Source organism: Nocardioides szechwanensis (genome assembly GCF_900103935.1).
Taxonomy (GTDB): domain Bacteria; phylum Actinomycetota; class Actinomycetes; order Propionibacteriales; family Nocardioidaceae; genus Nocardioides; species Nocardioides szechwanensis.
The window spans coordinates 44,143-65,751 of record NZ_FNIC01000005.1 but is presented as its reverse complement, the minus strand read 5'-3'; the positions used below and the strand labels follow the sequence as shown (position 1 = coordinate 65,751).

Sequence of the window (21,609 nt, the reverse complement as noted above, 5' to 3'; positions counted from 1 at the left end):
CCCGTTTTCGGACGTCAGCGCCAATTGTGGCGAGACGCGGACGTCAGCGCTAGGAGCGCCGCTTGAGCCGCGACGGGACGGCGAGCAGGGCCCGCCCGGCCCGCCAGGTCGCGCTCTGCCGCAGCTCGGCCAGCTCGCGCTCGGCGCGGGTGGCGCGCTGCTCGGCCCGCTTGGCGCGCTTGCGCGCCTCTTCCGTACGTCGTTCCGCGCGGCGCGCGCGTCCCTCGGCGGCCCGCAGGTCCTTCAGCATGACCGCGTGCATCTCCTTGACGGCTCGCTGCCCCCAGCGCCGCGAGACCCGCAGCTCCTGCTCGAGCCGGACGTAGCCCTCGCTGCTCTCGCTCACGACTTCCTCCAGAACACGCCGGCCCAGTCGATCTCCTCGATCGGGTCGGTGATGCCCCGTGCGTCGCGGAAGTCGTGGATCGCCTGCGCGCACGCGCGCACCGCGCCGTAGTCGTCGACGATCACGTAGCCGCCGGGCGAGACCTTGTCGTAGAGGGCGTCGAGCGCGTCCATCGTCGAGGAGTACATGTCCCCGTCGAGGCGCAGCACCGCGAGCCGCTCGATCGGCGCGGTCGGCAGGGTGTCGCTGAACCAACCCACGAGGAACTTGACCTGGTCGTCGAGCAGGTCGTAGCGGCGGAAGTTCTCCTCGACGCTCTCGACCGAGATCGCGAGCTCGTCGCGGGTGTGGTGCTGGTCCCCGGCGTCGGCCTCGTAGCGACCGTCGTACTCCGGCAGGCCCTGGAAGGAGTCGGCCACCCACACGGTGCGGTCGGTGTCGCCGTGAGCCTTGAGGATCGCGCGCATGTAGATGGTGGAGCCGCCGCGCCAGGCGCCGGTCTCGATCAGGTCGCCGGGCACGCCGTCGGCGATCACGCTCCCGACGCAGGCCCGCACGTTGGCCAGCCGCTTGAGGCCGATCATCGTCTCGGCGTCGGCGGGCCAGTCGCGGCCGACCTCGCGGGCCTCGCGGTCGAACTCAGCCGCCTCGACCATCCGGATGTCGCGGCCCTTCATCGCGCCCCGGGTGAGGTCCCACAGGTAGGACTCGTAGGAGCGGGACGGCAGCTTGACGGTCACGTTGCGACCCTCGAACCCGTAGCGGGTCAGCATCTTGGCCATCACGTCGAGATACAGGTCGACGGCGGGGCTGGTGGTCACACGTGCTCCTCTGGGTCCGGGTCGGGCTCGGAGCACAGTACCGGCGGGCGACCGCGGGCCAACGGTCAGCAGCCTCCGGCGACGGCCGGGATCACGGAGATCTGGGTGCCGTCGGGCGTGGGCGTCGCGAGGTCGTCCAGGAAGCGCACGTCGTCGTTGCCGACGTAGACGTTGACGAAGCGGCGCAGGGCACCGTTGTCGTCGAGGATCCGCGCCTTGATGCCGGCGTAGCTCGAGTCCAGGTCGTCCAGCACCTCGGACAGGGTCGACCCGGACGCGGTGACCTCGGACTCGCCGCCGGTGTAGGTGCGCAGGATGGTGGGGACGCGGACGGAGACGCTCACGGGTGGTTCCTCTTCTCGACGGCTTGCGTGGGTTGCGGGGTCAGGCCAGGCCGGTGGCGCGGAAGGCGGCGTACGACGGGTCGATGGTGGCCGCGGGCCCCACCTGACCGGCGATCGCGTCCAGCGTCTTGAGGCCGTGACCGGTGTTGATGACGACGGTCTCGAGCGTGGTGTCGAGCTGGCCGGTCTCGACGAGCTTCTTCAGGACGCCGACCGTGGTGCCGCCGGCGGTCTCGGTGAAGATGCCCTCGGTGCGGGCCAGCAGGACGATGCCGGCGCGGACCTCGTCGTCGGTGATGTCCTCGACAGCGCCGCCGGTCTGGCGGCAGATGTCGAGCACGTAGATGCCGTCGGCCGGGTTGCCGATCGCGAGGCTCTTGGCGATCGTGTCGGGCTTGACCGGACGGATCGCGTCGGTGCCGGTCTTGTAGGCGGCGGACACCGGCGAGCAGCCCTCGGCCTGCGCACCGAAGACCTTGTAGGGCTTGTCCTCGACCAGGCCGAGCTTGATCAGCTCCTGGAACGCCTTGTGCACCTTGGTCAGCTGCGAGCCGGACGCGACCGGGATGACGATCTGGTCGGGCAGCCGCCAGCCGAGCTGCTCGGCGATCTCGTAGCCCAGCGTCTTGGAGCCCTCGGCGTAGTAGGGACGGACGTTGACGTTGACGAACGCCCAGCCCTCCTCCTCGCCGGCGATCTCGGAGGCCAGCTTGTTGACGTCGTCGTAGTTGCCGTTGACGGCGACCAGCGACTCGGTGAAGACCGCCGAGTTGACCTGCTTGGGCGTCTCGAGGTTGCTGGGGATGAACACCACGGTCTTGATGCCGGCGCGGGCGCCGGCCGCGGCCACCGCGTTGGCCAGGTTGCCGGTGGACGGACACGCGAAGACCTTCGAGTGGAACTCGGTCGCGGCGCTCAGCGCGCAGGCGACGACCCGGTCCTTGAAGGAGTTGGTGGGGTTGGTGCTGTCGTCCTTGACCCACAGGTTGTCGATGCCGAGCTCGCGGCCGAGGTTGCCCGCCTTGAGAAGCCGGGTGAACCCGGGCTCCATGTTGGGGCTCTGCTCGATGTCGGTCGGCACCGGCAGCAGCGCCTTGTAGCGCCAGATGTTGCGGGGACCGGCCTCGATCTCCTCACGCGTGACGACCGGGAAGTCGTAGGCGATCTCGAGCGGGCCGAAGCACTCCGAGCACGCGTAGTGGGGGCCCAGCTCGATCTCGTGGCCGCACTCGCGGCAGGCCAGCGCCCGCGCGTTGCCGAAGGCACCTTCGCGGATCGCGGGGCCGGCGGTGGTGGGGGTGAGGTCGACCTTCTCGGCGACGACAGTGCTCATGAGTCCTCCTTCTCATCTTCCCCGGCGCGTACCTCGCACCGGGACGGAATTAGCACCGTTTCCGCGACTGCCAATGGCAGGGGGCACGCGGCGGTTGCCGGGACTTCACTGGGCCGTACCCTCAGTCCCTCTTGATGAGCTGGTGGAAACAGTACGGGGCCCGTCTCACGATGTGCACATCGTGTCCGCCATACGGACTCAGGCAGCGGCGCCCGCGGCGCCCTGGGCGAGCGGCTCCAGGGCCCCCGCCACGACGTCGAGGACGTCGGCGACGGGGTGCACCGTGACTGCCTCGAGCACGTCCGCCGGTACGTCGTCGAGATCCGGCTCGTTGCGCAGCGGCACGAACACGTCGGTGAGCCCGGCGCGCTGGGCCGCGAGCAGCTTCTGCTTGAGCCCCCCGATCGGCAGCACCCGGCCGTTGAGCGTGACCTCGCCGGTCATGCCCACGTCGCCGCGCACCGGACGACCGGTGGCCAGCGAGGCCAGGGCGGTGACCATGGTGATGCCCGCGGACGGCCCGTCCTTGGGTACGGCGCCCGCCGGCACGTGCACGTGGATCGCCTGGTCGAAGAACGCCGGGTCCACGCCCAGCTGGTCGGCGTGCGCGCGGACGAAGGACAGCGCGATCTGCGCCGACTCCTTCATCACCTCGCCGAGCTGACCGGTCAGCGTCAGCCCTGCCTTCCCGTCGGAGGCGGAGGCCTCGATGAACAGCACGTCGCCGCCGAGGCCGGTGACGGCGAGGCCGGTGGCCACGCCCGGCACCGAGGTGCGCTCGTGCGCCTCGGGGGTGAACCGCGGGCGGCCGACCAGGTCCTTGAGGCCGGGGGTGTCGACCGTGACCGTCGTGGCGTCCGTGGTGGCCAGCCGGGTCGCCGCCTTGCGCAGCGCCTTGGCGAGCAGCCGCTCCATCTGCCGGACGCCGGCCTCGCGGGTGTACCGCGCCGCGAGCTCGCGCAGGGCGTCGTCGGTCACCGTGACCTCGTCGGGCGTCAGCGCGGCCCGCTCCAGCTGGCGCGGGAGCAGGAAGTCGCGGGCGATGGCGACCTTGTCGTCCTCGGTGTAGCCGTCGAGGGTCACCAGCTCCATCCGGTCGAGCAGCGCGCTCGGGATCTGCTCGACCACGTTGGCGGTGGCGATGAACAGCACGTCGGACAGGTCGAGGTCGAGCTCGAGGTAGTGGTCGCGGAACGTGTGGTTCTGCGCCGGGTCGAGCACCTCGAGGAGCGCCGCGGCCGGGTCGCCGCGGTAGTCGGCGCCGACCTTGTCGACCTCGTCGAGCAGCACGACCGGGTTCATCGACCCGGCCTCCTTGACCGCGCGCACGATGCGGCCCGGCAGGGCTCCGACGTACGTCCGGCGGTGGCCGCGGATCTCGGCCTCGTCGCGGATGCCGCCGAGCGCGACCCGGACGAACTTGCGGCCGAGCGCGTGCGCGACCGACTCCCCGAGCGAGGTCTTGCCGACCCCCGGAGGGCCGGCCAGCAGGATCACGGCACCGGAGCCGCGGCCGCCCACGACATCGAGGCCGCGCGAGGCACGCCGGGCGCGGACCGCGAGGTACTCCACGATCCGTTCCTTGACCTCGTCCAGCCCGTGGTGGTCGGCGTCGAGGACCGCCCGGGCGGCGACGACGTCGGTCGAGTCGTCGGTGCGCACGGCCCACGGCAGGTCGAGCACCGTGTCGAGCCAGGTGCGGATCCAGGGGGTCTCGGGGCTCTGGTCGCTGGAGCGCTCGAGCTTGTCGACCTCGCGCAGCAGTGCCTGGCCCACAGCGTCGGGCACGCCCCACTCGATCAGGGCCTCGACCCGGCCGCGGTAGTCGTCGGCGCCCTCAGGTTCACCCTCTCCCAGCTCCTTGCGGATCGCGGCGAGCTGCTGGCGCAGCAGGTACTCACGCTGGGTCTTCTCCATTCCCTCGCGGACCTCGGTGCCGATCTTGTCGGCGATCTCGGCCTCGGCGAGGTGGTCGCGGGTCCAGGCGACCAGCGTCTCGAGCCGCTGCTCGACGTCGGGCGTCTCGAGGAGCTCACGCTTCTGCTCGGGCGAGAGGTACGACGCGTAGCCGGCCGCGTCGGCCAGCTCGCTGGGGTCGGTGAGCCGGTTGACGGAGTCGATGACCTGCCACGCCTCGCGGCGCTGGAGCACGGCGACCACCAGGCGCCGGTAGTCCTCGGCGAGCTCACGGGCGTGGTCGCTCACCGCCTCGTCGACGGTCTCGACCTCCACCCACAGGGCGGCTCCGGGCCCGGTGACGCCGTTGCCGATCCGGGCGCGCGTCTCCGCGCGCAGCACCGCGGCCGGTGCGCCACCGGCGAGCTTGCCGACCCGCTCGACGGTCGCCACCACGCCGTACGACGCGTAGCGGTCCTCGAGCCGCGGGGCGACGAGGAGCTGGTTGTCGCTGCCGGCGCGCGCGGCGTCGACGGCGGCCTGGGCGGCCTCGTCGAGCTCGACGGGCACGACCATGCCGGGCAGCACGACGAGGTCGGTGAGGAAGAGAACAGGAAGACGGGCCAGGGACATGTCGGCTCAACGCCGGGCGCAGCGGCGGGTGTTCCGGTGTTCGTCTTGGGCGAACACCATGCGTGACCCGAGTCAGCCTCGCAGGACCGCGATCATCAGGTTGGCCGCGAGCCCGGCGGCAATGGCCAGCAGGAAGCCCTGGCCACCGGTGAGTCGCTTCCCCTCGCGCGGCGGCGACATGCCCGGCGCCGGTCCGGACAGGAGCAGGTAAGCCAGCTGCCCCAGGGGGACCGGCACCCACATGAGCCAGAACCACGCCCAGCGCGTCGCGCGCCACGGTTGCGGGGAGAGCACCAGGAGCAGCACGGTGCTCCCCCACAGCCCGAGCAGCGCCATCGCCGCCCCGTCGTGCACCGGCGTACCCAGCAGGCTCGTGGACACCCCAGGTGGGTCGTAGTCCTCACGGTGGAACGTCAGACCGGGCTGCATCCTGGCCAGCCGATCTTCCACGTCGCCGACCACGACGTCGGCCCCGTCGAGCCGCTGCGGAGGGGGCGCCGACCTCCGAGGACGCGCCTCGATGACCGTGGCCGAGTAGCGCGTGATCCCCTCACGCCAGTGGAGCTCGACGGTCGCCATCCCTCGACCGCGGGCACTGAGACCCCCGGACACGACGATGTCGCTCACCTCGCCCGCGCGCACGGCGTCCTCGAGCTCCGCCAGGGACGACTCCCGCTCACCGAACCCGAACGTGAGCACCAGCAACGCGACCCATCCGAGCCCGAGAGCCAACCGGGCCCAGGCGCTCAGGAGGGCCGGTGACATGGCCCGGAGACTACGTCCCGGCCGTCGGCTGCTGGTGCGTCGCCACCATTGTCCCCAAAACCCCCACGCGGATCGTCGGCGCGGGTTCTACTGGGGCCGCGGGGGCGAGGATCACGGCCGTCGCCTGTCCAGCTCCGGTCCCGCCCGTCTCGAAGGACGCCATGTCGACCACCCGCACCCGCGTCACCGCCCTCACCGCCGCGCTGCTGCTCTTCGTCGGCATGCTCGGGTTCGCGACCGCCACCTCGGCCGCCGCCTCGGCCGCCCCCGACCCGGTCGTCACCACCACGTCCGTCGCGATGACGGCGCCCCGCCCGATGGCCGCCCACGTCGAGGTCACGGTCACCGCGGCCGACGGCTCGGCGCCGTCCGGGATGCTCCAGGTGTACGACGCGCAGGGCAACTGGCTGCTCGACCACTCCGTCTCGGACGGCAGCGCCGTCTTCGAGTGGGGGGTCCCGACCTCGGGCGAGACCACGTGGAGGGTCACGTACGTGCCCTCGATCCCCGAGCTGTGGGCACCGTCCGAGGGCGCGGGCACAGCCGTGGTGGCTGGCCACCCCACCGAGATCGTGCTCAGCACCGAGGACCTCGGCGGCGGGGTCCTGCGGCTCTCCGCCGTCGTCGACGGTGTGGAGGACCAGGACCAGGTGCTCTTCGAGATCGCCGGGCATCCCCCCGTGGTCGGGGAGCGGGGGAGGTTCATCGGGCTCGACGGCTGGAGCGGCAGGAGACCCGCCTACGAGGCGGTCGTCGACGTCGGGGGCCTGGCCATGGGCAGCTACGACGTGACCGCCACCCTCGCGGCCGGCCCGACCTGGGCCGGCTCGTCCGACCGGGCGACCGCCGTACTGTCCAAGAAGAAGCACGTGAGCATGACCTTCCTCTACCTGTCCTCGACCAAGCGAGGCGAGGTCCTGGTCGAGACCTTCACCGGCGTCTACTACCCCAAGAAGTCCACCGGCACGATCACCGTCAGGGACACCGCCACCAACAAGGTCGTCGCGGTGTTCAAGTACCTGCCCGCGGGTCGGGTCGGGCACGACGTCATCAAGACCACCCCGGGCCGGCACACCTACCGGGCGGTCTTCACGCCGCGCCCGGACCTGCGCACCACGGTCAGCGGTTCTCGTGCCCAGGACACGGTGACCGTCAAGCGCTAGGCGCGCAGGTCGCGGGCGTCGGCGGCGAGCTGGCGCAGCAGGGCGAGCACGCCCTCCGGGCCGTGGACGACGACGTCGGCGCGCGCGACCAGGGCGCTCTCCTCGTCGGAGGCCGAGCAGACCAGCAGCGTGGGCAGTCCGTCCTTGGCCAGCGCGTCGACCGCGTCGAAGGCTTCGAGGTCACCGAGGTCGTCGCCGGCGAAGAGGAAGCCGCCGGCGTGCAGGTCCTCGACCAGGCGTTCGACGACCAGGCCCTTGTGGACTCCGGCCGAACGCACCTCGACCACGTTGCGCCCGGGCTCGACCACCAGATCGTGGCGCGCCGCCAGCGACTCCAGCTCGGGCAGCAGCCGCGCGAACGCGGCCTCGGGGTCGGGCAGGCGACGCGTGTGGATCGCGACCGAGAGCACCTTGTCCTCGACGTGGGCGGCGGCGGCGTCGAGGCGGCGCAGCAGCCGCGGCAGCTCACGCTCGAAGCTCGCGAGCCCCACGGGCGGCCGGGGGCCGATGACCCGGCGGTTGGTCGAGCTCCAGCGCTCGTTGCCGTACTGGCCGAAGAGGTAGAGCTCCTTGCCGGCGTCGCCGATCGCGTTGCCGACCTCCTCGAGACCGCCGAGGTCGAGGGCCGCGCGCGCCGGGCGACCGGTGATGACGGCGATCGCGGCGACCTGGGACGCCAGCTCGAGCAGGACCTCACCCGCGTCGGGGTGGATGTGCGCCGCCGCCGGGTCGTCCACGATCGGCGACAGCGTGCCGTCGAAGTCGAGCCCGACGATGGTCTCGGCCGCCACACGCACGAGTGCGGCGTACTTCTGCTCGCCTGCCGCCGAGGTGAACTCCACACGCCAACCCAACCATGTCCGGTGCGGGGTTTGCGCGGGTGGCCCATGCGGCAGGATCCAGGCCATGCGCACCCTGCCGGCCCTGCTCTGCCTTGCCGCGCTCGCGTTCACCGCCGGCTGCACCTCCGACGACGAGCCCGAGCGACCTGACGAGCCGACCACCGTCACCCTGACCGGTGAGGAGCGCGACGCGTTCGTGGCGGAGGTCGAGGACCTCGGCTTCACCTGCCGCGACGCGGTCCCCGAGACCGACCGGCATGTCGCGTGCACGCGGCCCGGCGCCTACCCCGAGGCGGCCGACGACACCGTGCGCCTCTCCAGCACCCCCGACGGCGCAACTGTCACCCGGCTGGCCTACTGCGGACCGGAGGAGCGGGTCGTGACCGCCGTGTCGGACGCGTTCCTCGGCGAGGTGGGCTCCCCCGACCTGCTGACGGAGATCCCCACCCTCGACGGGGTCCGGCTCCAGCCGTGCGCCCCCGGCACCAGCACCGGGATCGCCCTGGGTCAGGGCATGCCCTACCTGAGGCAGCTCGAGGTCGACCTGCTCAACCGCGGCCTGACGCGCGCCGGCTGGACCTGCCTCGAGGAGCTCACCGTCGACTGCCGACCGCCGGGTCGCGACGGCACCGTCGTACGCGGCGACCAGGTGGAGGTCGTCGTGACCGCGCCGACCCCGAAGGCACTGGCGGCGGCCACCCGGGTGCTGGCCCTGAGCCCGGTCGTCAGCGAGGCCGCCGAGGGCTGCGCACCCGACTCCGTCTGCGACCACCTCGTGGTCGACGGGTTCGACATGTTCTTCGAGGCCACCGGCGACACCAGCCAGCTGCGGATCCAGGTCCGGAGGGACTTCTAGCGCAGCTCGCCGGTGAGGACGACGGTGAGCCGGTCGAGCCGCATCGGGTCGACGGCCCGGGCAGTGCGCTCGATGCCCAGGTCGAGCGCCAGGAGCTCGGCCTCGGCCTTGAGCCGCTTGGGGTAGTAGACGGTGGAGGTCGGCACGGAGCCGTACCAGTTGTCGGTGCCGACGACCTTCCAGCCGGCCTCGGTGGCGCGGGTGGCCACGCGACCGGCCAGACCGGTGATGCCGGAGTTGTTGTAGACCTCGACGTAGGTCTTGCCGCGCTTGATCGGCGGGGGCGTCGGCTTGCTGGGCTTGTCGGTCGGGGTCGGGGTGGCCGACGGCTGCGTCTGGGCGGTCGGGGTGACCACCTCGCGCTCGGTGGGCTCTCCCCCGCGGGTGGCCACGAACGCCACGCTCGCCATCGCGACGGCGACGACGCTGAGCATCACGACCGGCGACGGCAGCACCACACCGCGCTCGTCGAGGCGTCCGGAGCGCACGGTCAGACCTCGAAGCCCAGGCGGCGCGCGGAGCGCTGACGCTGGCGCTGCGAGCGCAGCCGGCGGAGCCGACGGACGAGCAGGGGGTCGGCCTCGAGGGCCTCGGGACGGTCGATCAGCGCGTTGAGGACCTGGTAGTAGCGCGTGGAGCTCATGTCGAACTTCTCGCGGACCGCGGTCTCCTTGGCACCGGCGAACTTCCACCACTGCCGCTCGAACTCGAGGATCTCGCGGTCGCGGTCGCTCAGGGTCTGCGGGGCCCCGGCCGGGTGGCCGTTGAAGGCGTTCGCGGCGTCCATGCGCTGTCTCCCGTGCGATATGTGCGTGACGACGTGCTGATTCCAGGCACCACTGTAGGTGACGAACCACATCGATGTCATTCGCCTCGCGCAAGTGCTGGGAATAGGGTCCGAGGCATGGCTGACGTGACCCGTTGGGGCATCCTCGCGACCGGCAAGATCGCCCACACCTTCGCCGAGGACCTGGCGGTGACGCCGGGCAACGAGCTGGCCGCCGTCGGCTCGCGCCGGCTCGAGTCGGCGCAGGCCTTCGGGGACCGCCACGGCGCCGCCGCGGCGTACGGCTCGTACGAGGAGCTGGTGGCCGACCCGGACGTCGACGTCATCTACGTCGCTACCCCCCACGCCCTCCACCTCGACAACGCCCGGCTGGCGTTCGAGGCGGGCAAGCACGTGCTGTGCGAGAAGCCGCTGGCGCTCAACGTCGCCGAGGCCGAGGAGATGGTCCGGCTCGCCCGGCAGCACGACCGCTTCCTGATGGAGGCCATGTGGATGGCCTGCAACCCGGTGATCCTGCGGCTCGCGGAGGACGTGCGGGCCGGCCGCTTCGGCGTCCCCCGCCAGGTCCACGCCGAGCTCGGCTTCCGGGTCGACGCGGGTCCGGACGACCGGATGTTCAACCCCGACCTCGGCGGCGGAGCGCTGCTCGACATGGGGATCTACCCGCTCACGTTCGCGCACCTGATGCTCGGCCCGGCCGAGGAGCTGACCGCCGCCGCGACCCTCTCCGAGGCCGGGGTGGACCTCGACGTCGCCATCACGGGGAAGTACGCCGGCGGCGCGCTGGCGACCATGGTCGCCTCGATGACCTCATGGTCGTCGCGGGAGGCCTCGATCGCGACCGACCTGGGCCGCGTGCACGTGCCGCAGCAGTTCCACCACCCCACGCACGCGTTCTTCACGCCGGTCGGCGGCGAGCCCGAGCGGATCGAGGGCGACGGGCCCGTGGTCGGGCTCGGCTACGGCAACGAGATCCTCGAGGTCGCCCGCTGCCTGCACGCCGGCCTCCGCGAGAGCCCCCTGGTCCCCCTCGACCACACGCTGCTGCTGATGCGCCAGATGGACGACCTGCGGCGCCAGATCGGCGTGCGCTACGCCGCCGACGGGTAGCGGTCGTCCCAGCAGCCCCACGGATTTCAGCAGATGCTGAGATCCCCGTCGTTCCGGGGCGTTGCGACTCCCCAGAACGGCGGCGAAACCCCCAGAACCTCCCAACCGACCAGCCCACAACCCCCGGCCCGCCAGTCAGACCGGGTCAGGACCGCAGGTAGCGGAGCACGGCCTGGACCCGGCGGTGCGCGGCGTCGTCGGGCAGCAGCCCGAGCTTGGCGAAGATCCGCTGGGTGTGCTTCTCGACCGCGCCCAGCGTGACGGTGAGCGCGCCGGCGATCGCGGCGTTGGAGCGGCCCTCGGCCATCAGTCCCAGGACCTCGCGCTCGCGCGGGGTCAGGACGTCGACCGGGTCGCGCCGGCGCCCCATCAGCTGCCGCACGACCTGCGGGTCGAGCACCGTGCCCCCCTGCGCCACCGAGGCCAGCGAGGCGAGGAAGTCGTCGATGTCGCTGACGCGGTCCTTGAGCAGGTAGCCGATCCCGCCGTCTCCGGTGGTGAGCAGGTCGTCGGCGTAGGACACCTCGACGTACTGCGACAGCACCATGAGCCGCGCCCCCGGCCAGGCCCGTCGTACCTCCACGGCGGCGCGCAGCCCTTCGTCGGTGTGGCTCGGCGGCATCCGTACGTCGACCACGGCCACGTCGGGCCGGTGGGCGAGCACCGCCTCCACCATGGAGGGTCCGTCCCCGACCGACGCGACGACCTCGTGGCCGGCCTCGGCCAGGAGCAGCTGCAGACCCTCGCGCAGTAGCACCGAGTCGTCGGCGATCACGATCCGCAGGGGCCTCACGGGTCGATCATCCACGCACCGTGGGGATGTCCGCGCGCACCTCGGTCGGGCCACCCGGCGGGGAGGTGACCTCGAAGCTGCCCTCCACGCCGGCCAGGCGCTGCTCGAGGCCGGCCAGGCCGTTGCCCTTGGCCGCGTGGGCGCCGCCGACGCCGTCGTCGTGCACCCGGACCTCGACGTGGTCGCCGAGGCCGCGCACCGTCACGTCGACGCGGGTGGCGCCGCTGTGCTTGGCCACGTTGGTGAGCGCCTCCGAGACGACGAAGTAGACGGCCGTCTCGACCTGGGGAGCGAACGCGTACGGGATGTCGACCGCGCTCTCCACCGGGACCACGCTGCGCGCGAGCAGCTCGCTGAGGGCCACCGCGAGACCGCGGTCGACCAGCAGCGGCGGGGCGATCCCGCGCGATAGCGCTCGGAGCTCGTCGACGGTGTCGCGGGCCTGGGTGAGGGCGGCGTCGATGGTCTCGGCGGCGCGCTCGGGGTCGTCGGCGAGCTGCTTGCGTGCCCGGCCGAGGTCCATGGTCAGCCGGACCAGCCGCTGCTGGGGGCCGTCGTGGATGTCGCGCTCCAGCCGCCGCAGCGAGTCGGCCTCGGCCAGGTGGGCGGCCTCGCGGCTGCCGGCCATGCGGCGCACCTCCCCCTGGAGCTCGGCCCGCGTCGTGAGCAGCACGTCGGCCAGGCTCGCGTGGCAGACCGCGGCGAGCCGCATCGCGAACGGGAGCGTGACCAGCGCGAAGACCCCGATCCCGAGCATCAGCACGCTCTCGGCCCCTCGGCCCTCGCCCAGCCCGATCAGGGACGCGACCGTGACGTTGTCGTCGGGGTCGTAGGGGATGAACCGCTGCCAGAACCAGTACGTCAGACCGATCAGGAGGGCGCCCCACCACGCGACCGTGAGCGCGAACGCGAGGACCGCGGTGACCAGGCCGACGACGGCCCAGAGGACGTCGAGCCAGGACTGCGGGTCCCGCAGCGGCGTGACCATCCGGGTCCAGAGGCCCGCGTCGTGGGGCGCGCGCAGGTACTCCGGCGTGGGCGCCGCCCGCCCCTGCAGGCTCCGCAGCCGCACCCGCTCGAGCCCCGCGAAGCCGCGGGCGACGAGCGTCCCGAGCGTCAGCAGCACCACGCCCCCGACGATCACCGACAGCCCGAGCCCCACGGCGAGCACCACGACGACGAGGACGAACGCCGGCAGCGCGATCACGAACGCGGTCGACGCGTAGCTGCTGTCGAGCAGCACCCGGTGCACGCCGGCGGGCGGGGTCTCAGTCATGTCTCCAGGGTGCGCGGCGAGGGCCGGCAGCACGATCCTGCCAGCCCGACACTCCTGGTCGGGCCAGCCACACGGTCCGGCCATACGGTCCGGCCCGGGAGTAACTAGGGTTGCCCTGTGCCCGCCAACCTCGTGATCGTCGCCAACCGGCTCCCGGTCGACCGTGTGCAGCTGAGCGACGGCACGCCCGGCTGGCGCGGCTCCCCCGGCGGGCTGGTGACGGCGATCGAGCCGGTCATGCGCGCCAATGCCGGCACCTGGATCGGCTGGCCGGGCGGCACCGAGACCGACCTGGAGCCGTTCGAGTTCGACGGCATGAACCTCGTACCGATGACCATGTCGGCCGACGAGGTCGAGAACTTCTACGAGGGCTTCGCCAACGGCACCGTCTGGCCGCTCTACCACGACCTCGTGGCCAAGCCGGAGTTCCACCGCGAGTGGTGGGACTCCTACGTCTCGGTCAACCAGCGCTTCGCCGAGAAGGCCGCCGGGCTCGCTGCCAAGGGCGCGACGGTGTGGGTGCACGACTACCAGCTCCAGCTGGTGCCGCAGATGCTGCGCGAGCTGCGGCCCGACCTGCGGATCGGCTTCTACCTCCACATCCCGTTCCCGCCGGCCGAGCTGTTCCAGCAGCTGCCGTGGCGCCGCCAGCTCCTCGAGGGCCTGCTCGGCGCGGACCTGGTCGGCTTCCAGCTGCCCGGCGGCGCGGCCAACTTCGTGCGCCTGGTCCGCCAGCGGGTCGGCCACAAGACGCACCGCGACCTCGTCTACCTCCCCGACGGCCGCACCGTCCGCGCGGCGGCGTTCCCGATCTCGATCGACGCCCGGGGCTTCGAGGAGCTCGCCCAGTCCGACGCCGTCGCCACCCGGTCCAAGACGATCCGCGAGGCGCTCGGCAACCCGCGCCGGATCTTCCTCGGCATCGACCGGCTCGACTACACCAAGGGCATCTACGCGCGGCTGCGCGCCTTCAGCGAGCTGATCGCCGACGGCCACCTCGACGTCGAGGACGCCGTCTTCGTGCAGGTCGCGGTGCCGTCGCGCGAGGAGGTCGAGGCGTACAAGATCCTGCGCGACGAGATCGACCGCCTGGTCGGCCGGATCAACGGCGACCTCGGCCGGATCGGGCGCCCGGCGATCAGCTACCTGCACTCGTCCTACCCCCGCGAGGAGATGGCCGCGCTCTACCGCGCCGCCGACGTCATGGTCGTCACTCCCTACCGCGACGGCATGAACCTCGTCGCCAAGGAGTACGTCGCCTGCCGCTTCGAGAACGACGGCGCCCTGGTGCTCTCGGAGTTCGCCGGCGCGGCCGACGAGCTGCGCCAGGCCTGGCTGGTCAACCCCTACGACATCAACGCCATGAAGGCCTCGATGCTCGAGGCCTACCACGCCGACCCGCGCGAGCTCACCCGCCGGATGAAGGCGATGCGCAAGACGATCCGCCAGCACGACGTGGCCGCCTGGGCCGACAGCTTCATGACCGAGCTGTCGCACGTCGACAACACCCACGCCAAGCCCGTCCGGCCCGCCAAGCCGTCATGACCGTCGAGGTCTCCACCGACGTCGACCGTCTCGACGCCGAGCTGGTGCACCGCTGGCTCTCCGAGGACGCCTACTGGGCCCTCGGCCGGCCCCGCGACGTGATGGACCGCGCCATCGCCGCGTCGCTCAACTTCGGCGCCTACGCCGACGGCCGGCAGGTCGGCTACGCCCGCGTGGTCACCGACGGCGCGCTGTTCGCCTGGCTCTGCGACGTGTACGTCGATCCCACGGCGCGCGGGCAGGGGGTCGGCAAGGCGCTGGTCGCCGCGGTCGACGCGGCACTCACCGACTTCGGGGTCCGGCGCACGCTGCTGGCCACCGAGGACGCCCACTCCCTCTACGCCCCCTTCGGCTTCGTGCCGCTGCCGGACCAGCACCGGTGGCTGATCCGCACGGCTGCCCCCTGAACGGAGGGGTACGTTTCATCTCATGGATCTGATCCCCAAACCCGATCAGGTCGTCTCGGCCGCCAGCAACGTCGCCCACAAGGTGCTCTACGGCGGGCTGGCCGACCTCCGGCCGATGCCACGGACCCTGATCGACGAGGGGATGCTGCGCGAGGTCTACCACTACCGGCCGGCGGCCAAGGTGGTCGAGCAGGGCGACCCGGTACTCCTCGTGACGCCGCTCGCAGCGCCCGCCACCTGCTACGACCTGCGCCGCGACTGCTCGCTGGTCGAGCACTTCGTGCGCGAGGGGCGACCGACGTACCTCGTGGAGTACGGGCAGGTGTCGTTCAAGGACCGCAACCTCGGCATGGAGCACTGGATCGACGAGGTGGTCCCGACCGCGATCCGTGAGGTGTCAGCGCACGCCGGCGGGCGTCCGGTGCACGTCATCGGGTGGAGCCTGGGCGGCATCTTCTCGCTGCTGGCCACTGCCGCCGACGCCGACCTTCCGGTCGCGTCCCTGAGCGTGGTGGGCTCGCCGTTCGACGTCAGCCTGGTGCCGCTGGTCGCGCCGATCCGCCCGCTGCTCAACCTCTCCGAGGGCCGCGGGCTGGTCACCCGCGCCTACCAGGCCCTCGGCGGCGTGCCGCAGCCGCTGGTGCGGTGGGCCTTCCAGCTCTCGTCGTTCCAGAAGCTCGTGACCAAGCCGCTGGCCGTCGCGGCCCACCTCGACGACACCGACTTCCTGGCCCAGCTCGAGGCGGTCGACCGGTTCACCGCCGGCATGGTCGCCTACCCCGGCCGGACCTTCGGCCAGCTCTACCACCGGTTCGTGAAGGGCAACGCACTCGTCGGCGGCTCCCTCGAGCTCGACGACCGCACCATCTCCGTCGCCGACATCACCGTACCCGTGCTGGTCTTCGCCGGCGCCACCGACGGGATCGCACCGGTGCCGGCGGTCAAGGCGCTGGTCCCGCTGCTCACCGGGTCCGCCGAGGTCCAGTTCGAGATCGTGCCGGGCGGCCACCTCGGCATGCTCACCGGCCGCGGCGCCCGCGCCACCACCTGGCGCGCGCTGGACGAATGGATCACCCGTTGGTCGAGCGACCCGGTCGTCGCCCCGCCCCCGCCGTCGACACTGCCCACGATCGGCACCCGCAAGCGCCGCAAGCACGGGTCCGCCGCGTCGCGCGCCCTCTCCAAGTAGCCGGCGCAACAGCACCGTCGCAGTAACCCTCCGGGTTTGGTCCACCGGGCTCGGGGCAGGGGCTGAGGGTCAGCAGTCTCCGACGGAAGGAATCTCCATGTCTCGGATGCGTGCCTCTCTCGTGGCGGCGCTGGTCACCCTGACCAGCCTCGTGGCACTCACCACGGCCACCACCGCTCCCGCCCATGCCGACGAGTGCTACTCGTGGACCCGGACGCTCAGCTCCGGAGCCACCGGCGACGACGTCGCCCAGCTCCAGGTCCGTGTGGCCGGTTGGGCCGGGTACGGCGTCAACATCGCCATCGACGGCAGCTACGGCGCCCAGACGGCCGAGGCGGTGCGCGGCTTCCAGGCGGCGTACGGCCTGAGCGCCGACGGCGTCGCCGGCGCCGCGACCTACGCCAAGATCTATGAGCTCCAGGACGCCGACTGCACGCCACTCCACTTCTCGTACGCCGAGGTCGACGGTGGGTGCGGAGCCGGCGGCTACAGCGGCGGCTCGGTGAGCGCGGCGACCGTCCAGCAGAACCTGCTGCGCGCCATGTGGCGGGCCGAGGCGCTGCGGCACCGGCTGGGCGACCAGCCGCTGACCGTCACCTCGGGCTTCCGCTCGCAGGCGTGCGACCGGTCGGTCGGCGGCAGCGGGACCGGGCAGCACACCTACGGCACCGCACTCGACCTGGTCGGCTCGTCGGTCAGCCTGTGCACGATCGCCGGCAACGCGCGCTACGCGGGCTTCGGCGGCATCTACGGGCCGGGCTACCCCGACCACGACGACCACGTGCACGTCGACATCCGCGCGGGTCGCTCGTGGAGCGCCCCCACCTGCGGGATCTGACCGCCTGATCCGACCACCGGGGCGGCGGTTCAGGCTTAGGGTGCGGGTCATGTCCGCACCCGTGGCAACGACCGCCGCCCTGCCCCGCAGCGTCCGCATCGGCTACGGCTCGGGATCGGTCGCCACCGGGGCCTTCGGCACCGTGCCCGGCCTGATGCTGCTGCCCTACCTCACCGACAGCCTCGGGATCGCCGCGATCGTGGCCGGCTTCATCGTGTTCCTGCCGAAGGCCTGGGACGTGATCCTCAACCCGATCGCCGGCCGGATCAGCGACCGGACCGTCGACGAGCGCGGCCCGCGCCGGCCCTGGCTGCTACGCGCCGGGCTCACGCTGTCGGTGGCGTTCGCGCTGATCTTCGCCGCGCCCGAGATGGGGTCCAGGGTGGCCGAGGCAGCCTGGGTGCTGGTGGCGTTCCTGGCCTGCGCCACGGCCTACGCGTTCTTCCAGGTGCCCTACGTCGCGATGCCGGCCGAGATGACCTCGTCGTACGACGAGCGCACCCGGCTGATGACGTGGCGGGTCGCGATCCTGGCCTTCACGATCATGCTCGCGGGCGCGACCGCGCCGGTGATCCGCGACGCGGTCGGCGGCCGTGACGGCTACCGCGTGATGGGCGTCGTGATGGCGCTGATCATCGCCACCGGGGTCGTCGGCTCCTACCTCGGCACCCGGCACGCGCCGGTGGGTGCCGTCGCGGCCGGTCCCGGCTCGCTGCGTGACCAGCTGCGGATCGTGGCCACCGCGAAGGACTTCCGGAACCTGCTGACGACGTTCGTGATCCAGGCGCTCGCGACCGGCTGCATGCTGGCCGGCGTCGCCTACCTGGCCGAGGACGTGCTCGACAGCGAGGGCGCAGCGACCATCCTGTTCGTCTGTTTCGTGGGTCCGGCGCTGCTGCTGACCCCGGCCTGGTCGGCGATCGGTGAGCGGATCGGCAAGAAGCGCGGCTACGTCTACTCCTCGCTGTTCCTCGCCGGCGGCGCCGCGCTCGCGGTCGTCGCCCAGTCGGCGCCCTCGGCCGTCGTCTTCCTCGCCACCGGCCTCGTGGGGGTCGGGTACGCCGGCTGCCAGGTGTTCCCGATGGCGATGCTCCCCGACGCGGCGGCCGTCGACGCACGACGTACGGGGACCAACCGGGCCGGCGTCTACACCGGGGTCTGGACGGCCGGGGAGACGCTCGGCCTGGCGCTCGGCCCCGGCGTCTTCGCGCTCGTGCTCGCCCTCGGCGACTACCGGTCGAGCACCGACGGCGACATCGCGCAGCCGGACTCCGCGCTCACCGCCATCGTGCTCGGCTTCTCCGTGCTCCCGGCCGCCCTCACCTTGCTCAGCCTGTGGTGGCTGAGCCGCTACTCCCTCGACGCCTCGGAGGTCGACGCATGACCCGCGCCACTGACGTCCTCGCCCGCCTCGCCGTGATGCGCCAGGGCGACGTACCCGTGCACGGCGGCCGCACCCTGGCCTACGTCTACGACTCCGGTCTCGCCGAGGTCGACCAGGTCGGCCGCGACGCGGTCGCGGCGTTCGCCGGCTCCAACGGGCTCGACCCGACCGCCTTCCCGAGCCTGCTCCAGATGGAGAACGACCTGGTCGCGTTCGCCGCACGGCTGCTCGACGCGCCGGACACCGTCGTGGGCTCGGTGACCTCGGGCGGCACCGAGTCGGTGCTGCTCGCCGTCCAGACCGCGCGGGACGCCCACCCGGAGATCACGCTCTCCCGTCGGGGGGCCACGATGGTGATCCCCTCGTCCGCGCACTCCGCCTTCCACAAGGCCGCGCACTACTTCGGCGTGCGCGCCGTGGTCGTGCCGTGCGGGCCCGACCTCCGCGCCGACCCGGCCGCGATGGCGGCCGCCATCGACGACACCACCGTGCTCGTCGTGGCCAGCGCGCCGTCGTACGCGCACGGCGTGGTCGACCCCGTCACGGAGATCGCCGCGGCTGCTGCCGCCCGGGGCGTCCGCTGTCACGTCGACGCCTGCATCGGGGGTTGGGTGCTCCCCTACGCCGCCCGGCTGGGCCGCGCGGTGCCGCCGTGGACGTTCGCGGTCGACGGCGTCACGTCGGTGTCGGTCGACCTGCACAAGTACGGCTACGCACCCAAGGGCTCCTCGCTGCTGCTGCACCGCACACCGGCGCTGCGCAAGCCGCAGTTCTTCGCCTCCGCCGCGTGGCCGGGCTACACGATGCTCAACTCCACGATGCAGTCCACCCGCTCGGGCGGCCCCACCGCCGGCGCCTGGGCGGTCGTGCAGACGCTGGGCGACGAGGGCTACGAGAAGCTGGCGCTCGAGGTGTTCGAGGCCACCGAGCGGATCGCCGGCGGCATCGCCGGCATCGACGGCCTCCACCTGCTGGCGACGCCCGACTCCACGCTCGTGGCGCTGACGACGGATGACACCTGCGACCCCTTCACGGTGTGCGACGAGATGGGCACGCGGGACTGGTACGTCCAGCCACAGCTCAGCTACCAAGGCCTGCCCGCCAACCTGCACCTCTCGGTCAGTGCCGCCACGCTGCCGCACGTCGACGAGTTCCTCGAGGCACTCGCCGACTCGGTGCGCGCGGCCCGTGCGGCGGGTCCGGTGCAAGTCGACCCCGGGGTCGCGGCGTACGTCGCAGCCCTCGACCCCGCCTCGATCTCCGACGACGACTTCGACGGGCTGCTCGTCGCGGCGGGACTCGTCGGCGGCGACGCTGTCGAAGGCGGGGGTCTGGCGCTGCCGACCCGGATGGCCGAGGTCAACGCGCTGCTCGACGTCGCGTCCCCGCCGCTGCGCGAGGCGGTCATGGTCGCCTTCCTCGACCGGCTCTCCAGACCGACCGCGAACTAATCCCCGCGATGCGACGTCGGACGGGTATGACCATTCGACGGCTTGTCGCCCTCCTCACGGGGGTGCTCCTGCTCGCTGGGCTGTCGGGCCCGGCCCACGCGCTGGCATCCGCGCTGGACCCCGGCGGAGTGTCCGGGCGTCTGGTCGCTCCCGACGGGTCCCCTCAGGCCGGCGGTCTGGTGCGACTGATGGACATGTCCACCGGCTCGACGGAGGTGTCGACGACCTCGGCCCCCGACGGCACGTTCTCGTTCTCGGGCGCCCAACGCCCCGCCAGGTTCGTGATCCAGATCTGCCAGGACCTGGCCGACGACCCCTGCCTCTTCCCGCCGCAGAACCTCCACTTCGTCAAGCTGTACGTCGGTCCGGACGACCGGGAGCCCTCCCTGCCCGCGCTGACCACCTACTTCGAGACCGACGACTCCGCGCCCGCGGTGGCCCTGGGTGACATCCAGCTGACCAAGCCGGGCGTGGTGGTGGTCAAGGTGACCAACGGGCTCGAGTTCTCCTACCAGCGCCTGGTCGCGGTGTCGTCGGTGATGCGGCCTTACACCCGGAGCCGGCTGGTCTACCGCGGGATGGCTCCGGGCAGGCACCTGGTCGAGGCGTTCGGGCAGCGGACGTACGTCACAGTCGGCCCTGGAGAGAGGGTCGGGACCGTGATCTCCAAGCGCCAGCCCGCGGTCGCGGGCCGGGTGGTCGTCAACGGACGGCCCGTCCGCAACGCCCCGGTCACCCTCACGGGCGCCGACGACACCTCCCCCACCGGAGTCGTCCGCACCACCAGGACCGGGACCGACGGGCGCTACTCCTTCACCGGGCTGCCCCTCTCCTCCACCCCCTGGCGGCTGCGGATCGGCGCGGCCCTGCTCACCGGCGGAAACCACACCCTGGTGACGGGGACCCCCCACCGGCTGGCCGAGTTCCGCCTCGCCGCCGGCCAGACCAGGACCGTCAACCTCATCACCCCCAGCGGCCAGCGCGGCGCCGTGCGCGTGACCTTCAGCCAGGAGCCGGACGGCACGACCGACCGGCGCGCCGCCCTGCTGACCACACAGGGCGAGCTCGTCGGAAACCTCCCGCTCCGCCAGCAGCGGCCTGCCGTTGCCGGGCTCGCCCCCGGGACCTACATCGTCGCGATGCACTGGGTCACCTCGAGCGGGAACGACCGGACTGACTGGAAGCACGTCCAGGTCCGGGCGGGGCACACGGCACAGGTCACGCTCTCCCCGCGCAAGGGACCCGGCCAGGTCACCGTCACGGCCCCGCCCGGCGCGCAGGTCTTCGCCACCGCGCTGTTCCCGGGCGACGCTAGCTCGAGCCTGCGCGAGTACGCCGCCGCCGAGCGCACCAAGACCGTCCCTGCGTCCGGCAAGGTCGTGTTCGGCGCCCTCCCCACGGGCCGCTACCGCGTCTACCTGTCGCCGAACGACGACCGGCCCGACGAGACCGTCACCAGGCTCGTCGGCGAGGGCAACACCACCGTCGACCTCAGCACCCCGACGCCCGAGGCGTCGATCCGCGGGCAGCTCGTCAACCCGGCCACCGGCCAGCCCTGGCCGTGGACGCGGGTCATCGCCGACACCCTCGACTGCAACGGCGACCACGACGGCGGCAGCGAGCGGATAGAGGACGGCGGGTACATCGTCGTCGACGAGCTCCACACCGGCACGTACTGGTGCGAGCTGGTCGGGTTCTGGGCAGACCGGGGCACGCCGTACGCCGGACCCAACGGCTTCTTCGTCCCGGTCACCGGGACCTACCCCGTCACCTCGGGCGCGCAGCTCGACCGCGACTTCCTTGTGCCGTTCGTGCCCGCGGGTGGTTGAG

21 protein-coding genes and 1 riboswitch are annotated in these 21,609 nt (G+C 72.2%); of the genes, 10 read left to right on the top strand and 11 right to left on the bottom strand.

Features of this window, described 5'->3' with window-relative positions:
* Positions 1-49: 49 nt before the first annotated feature.
* The 6 genes from BLR90_RS12930 to BLR90_RS12905 all read right to left on the bottom strand — a co-directional run bounded on the left by BLR90_RS12930 (position 50) and on the right by BLR90_RS12905 (position 6,138).
* Positions 50-346 carry a hypothetical protein gene (locus BLR90_RS12930; protein ID WP_091025642.1) on the bottom strand — a complete coding sequence of 99 codons (297 nt, stop codon included), beginning with the start codon at positions 344-346 and terminating at the stop codon, positions 50-52.
* Entirely contained in the window at positions 343-1,167 is an 825-nt protein-coding gene (locus BLR90_RS12925) for a TylF/MycF family methyltransferase (protein WP_091025641.1), read from the bottom strand. The genes BLR90_RS12930 and BLR90_RS12925 overlap by 4 nt, the downstream gene beginning before the upstream one ends.
* 65 nt (positions 1,168-1,232) lie before the next feature.
* Positions 1,233-1,511 carry a MoaD/ThiS family protein gene (locus tag BLR90_RS12920; RefSeq protein ID WP_091025640.1) on the bottom strand — a complete coding sequence of 93 codons (279 nt, stop codon included), beginning with the start codon at positions 1,509-1,511 and terminating at the stop codon, positions 1,233-1,235.
* Positions 1,512-1,551: 40 nt separating this feature from the next.
* Positions 1,552-2,844, bottom strand: coding sequence for a threonine synthase (gene thrC / locus BLR90_RS12915; protein ID WP_091025639.1), 1,293 nt, complete (start codon positions 2,842-2,844; stop codon positions 1,552-1,554).
* 9 nt (positions 2,845-2,853) lie between these two features.
* A riboswitch (SAM riboswitch) is annotated at positions 2,854-2,985 on the bottom strand.
* A 57-nt stretch (positions 2,986-3,042) separates the two neighbouring features.
* A complete protein-coding gene (gene lon / locus BLR90_RS12910) occupies positions 3,043-5,373 on the bottom strand; it encodes an endopeptidase La (RefSeq protein ID WP_091025638.1) in 2,331 nt (776 codons plus the stop codon).
* Positions 5,374-5,445: 72 nt separating this feature from the next.
* Entirely contained in the window at positions 5,446-6,138 is a 693-nt protein-coding gene (locus BLR90_RS12905; protein WP_091025637.1) for a hypothetical protein, read from the bottom strand.
* A gap of 161 nt (positions 6,139-6,299) precedes the next feature.
* Here BLR90_RS12905 and BLR90_RS12900 point away from each other — a divergent pair, with 161 nt between their 5' ends.
* The gene (locus BLR90_RS12900) at positions 6,300-7,301 is read left to right on the top strand and encodes a hypothetical protein (protein WP_091025636.1); all 1,002 of its coding nucleotides are present in this window, start codon (positions 6,300-6,302) and stop codon (positions 7,299-7,301) included.
* On the opposite strand, the gene otsB is transcribed toward BLR90_RS12900, so the two are convergent.
* The gene (gene otsB / locus BLR90_RS12895; protein WP_091025635.1) at positions 7,298-8,143 is read right to left on the bottom strand and encodes a trehalose-phosphatase; all 846 of its coding nucleotides are present in this window, start codon (positions 8,141-8,143) and stop codon (positions 7,298-7,300) included. The two genes, BLR90_RS12900 and otsB, sit on opposite strands and share 4 nt — an antisense overlap.
* Before the next feature lie 64 nt (positions 8,144-8,207).
* Between otsB and BLR90_RS12890 the strand changes: the two genes are divergently transcribed.
* Positions 8,208-8,999: a hypothetical protein gene (locus BLR90_RS12890; RefSeq protein WP_091025634.1), complete on the top strand. Its 792-nt coding sequence runs from the start codon at positions 8,208-8,210 to the stop codon at positions 8,997-8,999.
* On the opposite strand, the gene BLR90_RS12885 is transcribed toward BLR90_RS12890, so the two are convergent.
* Complete coding sequence (locus BLR90_RS12885; protein WP_245715299.1) at positions 8,996-9,487, bottom strand: LytR C-terminal domain-containing protein; 492 nt, start codon at positions 9,485-9,487, stop codon at positions 8,996-8,998. The two genes, BLR90_RS12890 and BLR90_RS12885, sit on opposite strands and share 4 nt — an antisense overlap.
* Positions 9,488-9,489: 2 nt before the next feature.
* A complete protein-coding gene (locus BLR90_RS12880; RefSeq protein WP_091025633.1) occupies positions 9,490-9,786 on the bottom strand; it encodes a DUF3263 domain-containing protein in 297 nt (98 codons plus the stop codon).
* A 117-nt stretch (positions 9,787-9,903) separates the two neighbouring features.
* On the opposite strand from BLR90_RS12880, the gene BLR90_RS12875 reads away from it, so the two are divergent.
* Positions 9,904-10,896: a Gfo/Idh/MocA family protein gene (locus BLR90_RS12875; RefSeq protein WP_091025632.1), complete on the top strand. Its 993-nt coding sequence runs from the start codon at positions 9,904-9,906 to the stop codon at positions 10,894-10,896.
* A 145-nt stretch (positions 10,897-11,041) separates the two neighbouring features.
* On the opposite strand, the gene BLR90_RS12870 is transcribed toward BLR90_RS12875, so the two are convergent.
* Both BLR90_RS12870 and BLR90_RS12865 read right to left on the bottom strand, forming a co-directional pair.
* On the bottom strand, positions 11,042-11,680 hold the full coding sequence (locus tag BLR90_RS12870; protein WP_091025868.1) for a response regulator: 639 nt from the start codon (positions 11,678-11,680) through the stop codon (positions 11,042-11,044).
* 16 nt (positions 11,681-11,696) lie between these two features.
* Positions 11,697-12,965 (bottom strand): sensor histidine kinase, encoded by a 1,269-nt coding sequence (locus tag BLR90_RS12865; protein WP_170254399.1) that lies wholly within the window; start codon positions 12,963-12,965, stop codon positions 11,697-11,699.
* Positions 12,966-13,082: 117 nt separating this feature from the next.
* Here BLR90_RS12865 and BLR90_RS12860 point away from each other — a divergent pair, with 117 nt between their 5' ends.
* The 7 genes from BLR90_RS12860 (at position 13,083) to BLR90_RS12830 (ending at position 21,608) form a co-directional block, all read left to right on the top strand.
* Positions 13,083-14,510 (top strand): alpha,alpha-trehalose-phosphate synthase (UDP-forming), encoded by a 1,428-nt coding sequence (locus BLR90_RS12860; protein ID WP_091025630.1) that lies wholly within the window; start codon positions 13,083-13,085, stop codon positions 14,508-14,510.
* Positions 14,507-14,917, top strand: a complete 411-nt coding sequence (locus BLR90_RS12855) for a GNAT family N-acetyltransferase (protein WP_091025629.1) — start codon at positions 14,507-14,509, stop codon at positions 14,915-14,917. Before BLR90_RS12860 ends, BLR90_RS12855 begins: the two co-directional genes overlap by 4 nt.
* A 22-nt stretch (positions 14,918-14,939) precedes the next feature.
* On the top strand, positions 14,940-16,106 hold the full coding sequence (locus BLR90_RS12850) for an alpha/beta fold hydrolase (protein WP_091025628.1): 1,167 nt from the start codon (positions 14,940-14,942) through the stop codon (positions 16,104-16,106).
* Positions 16,107-16,212: 106 nt separating this feature from the next.
* A complete protein-coding gene (locus tag BLR90_RS12845) occupies positions 16,213-16,944 on the top strand; it encodes a D-Ala-D-Ala carboxypeptidase family metallohydrolase (RefSeq protein WP_245715298.1) in 732 nt (243 codons plus the stop codon).
* A gap of 49 nt (positions 16,945-16,993) precedes the next feature.
* Positions 16,994-18,328, top strand: coding sequence for an MFS transporter (locus BLR90_RS12840; RefSeq protein ID WP_091025626.1), 1,335 nt, complete (start codon positions 16,994-16,996; stop codon positions 18,326-18,328).
* A complete protein-coding gene (locus BLR90_RS12835; RefSeq protein WP_091025625.1) occupies positions 18,325-19,779 on the top strand; it encodes a pyridoxal phosphate-dependent decarboxylase family protein in 1,455 nt (484 codons plus the stop codon). The genes BLR90_RS12840 and BLR90_RS12835 overlap by 4 nt, the downstream gene beginning before the upstream one ends.
* Positions 19,780-19,805: 26 nt before the next feature.
* On the top strand, positions 19,806-21,608 hold the full coding sequence (locus BLR90_RS12830; protein WP_170254400.1) for a carboxypeptidase-like regulatory domain-containing protein: 1,803 nt from the start codon (positions 19,806-19,808) through the stop codon (positions 21,606-21,608).
* Position 21,609: the final 1 nt, after the last annotated feature.

Excerpts from the sequence above, each read along its gene's own strand:
- BLR90_RS12840 (WP_091025626.1), top strand. The coding sequence starts at position 16,994 with ATGTCCGCACCCGTGGCAACGACCGCCGCCCTGCCCCGCAGCGTCCGC.
- BLR90_RS12855 (WP_091025629.1), top strand. The coding sequence starts at position 14,507 with ATGACCGTCGAGGTCTCCACCGACGTCGACCGTCTCGACGCCGAGCTG.
- BLR90_RS12880 (WP_091025633.1), bottom strand. The coding sequence starts at position 9,786 with ATGGACGCCGCGAACGCCTTCAACGGCCACCCGGCCGGGGCCCCGCAG.
- BLR90_RS12900 (WP_091025636.1), top strand. The coding sequence starts at position 6,300 with ATGTCGACCACCCGCACCCGCGTCACCGCCCTCACCGCCGCGCTGCTG.
- BLR90_RS12890 (WP_091025634.1), top strand. The coding sequence starts at position 8,208 with ATGCGCACCCTGCCGGCCCTGCTCTGCCTTGCCGCGCTCGCGTTCACC.
- BLR90_RS12830 (WP_170254400.1), top strand. The coding sequence starts at position 19,806 with ATGACCATTCGACGGCTTGTCGCCCTCCTCACGGGGGTGCTCCTGCTC.
- BLR90_RS12850 (WP_091025628.1), top strand. The coding sequence starts at position 14,940 with ATGGATCTGATCCCCAAACCCGATCAGGTCGTCTCGGCCGCCAGCAAC.
- lon (WP_091025638.1), bottom strand. The coding sequence starts at position 5,373 with ATGTCCCTGGCCCGTCTTCCTGTTCTCTTCCTCACCGACCTCGTCGTG.
- BLR90_RS12845 (WP_245715298.1), top strand. The coding sequence starts at position 16,213 with ATGCGTGCCTCTCTCGTGGCGGCGCTGGTCACCCTGACCAGCCTCGTG.
- BLR90_RS12835 (WP_091025625.1), top strand. The coding sequence starts at position 18,325 with ATGACCCGCGCCACTGACGTCCTCGCCCGCCTCGCCGTGATGCGCCAG.
- BLR90_RS12875 (WP_091025632.1), top strand. The coding sequence starts at position 9,904 with ATGGCTGACGTGACCCGTTGGGGCATCCTCGCGACCGGCAAGATCGCC.
- thrC (WP_091025639.1), bottom strand. The coding sequence starts at position 2,844 with ATGAGCACTGTCGTCGCCGAGAAGGTCGACCTCACCCCCACCACCGCC.
- BLR90_RS12905 (WP_091025637.1), bottom strand. The coding sequence starts at position 6,138 with ATGTCACCGGCCCTCCTGAGCGCCTGGGCCCGGTTGGCTCTCGGGCTC.
- BLR90_RS12865 (WP_170254399.1), bottom strand. The coding sequence starts at position 12,965 with ATGACTGAGACCCCGCCCGCCGGCGTGCACCGGGTGCTGCTCGACAGC.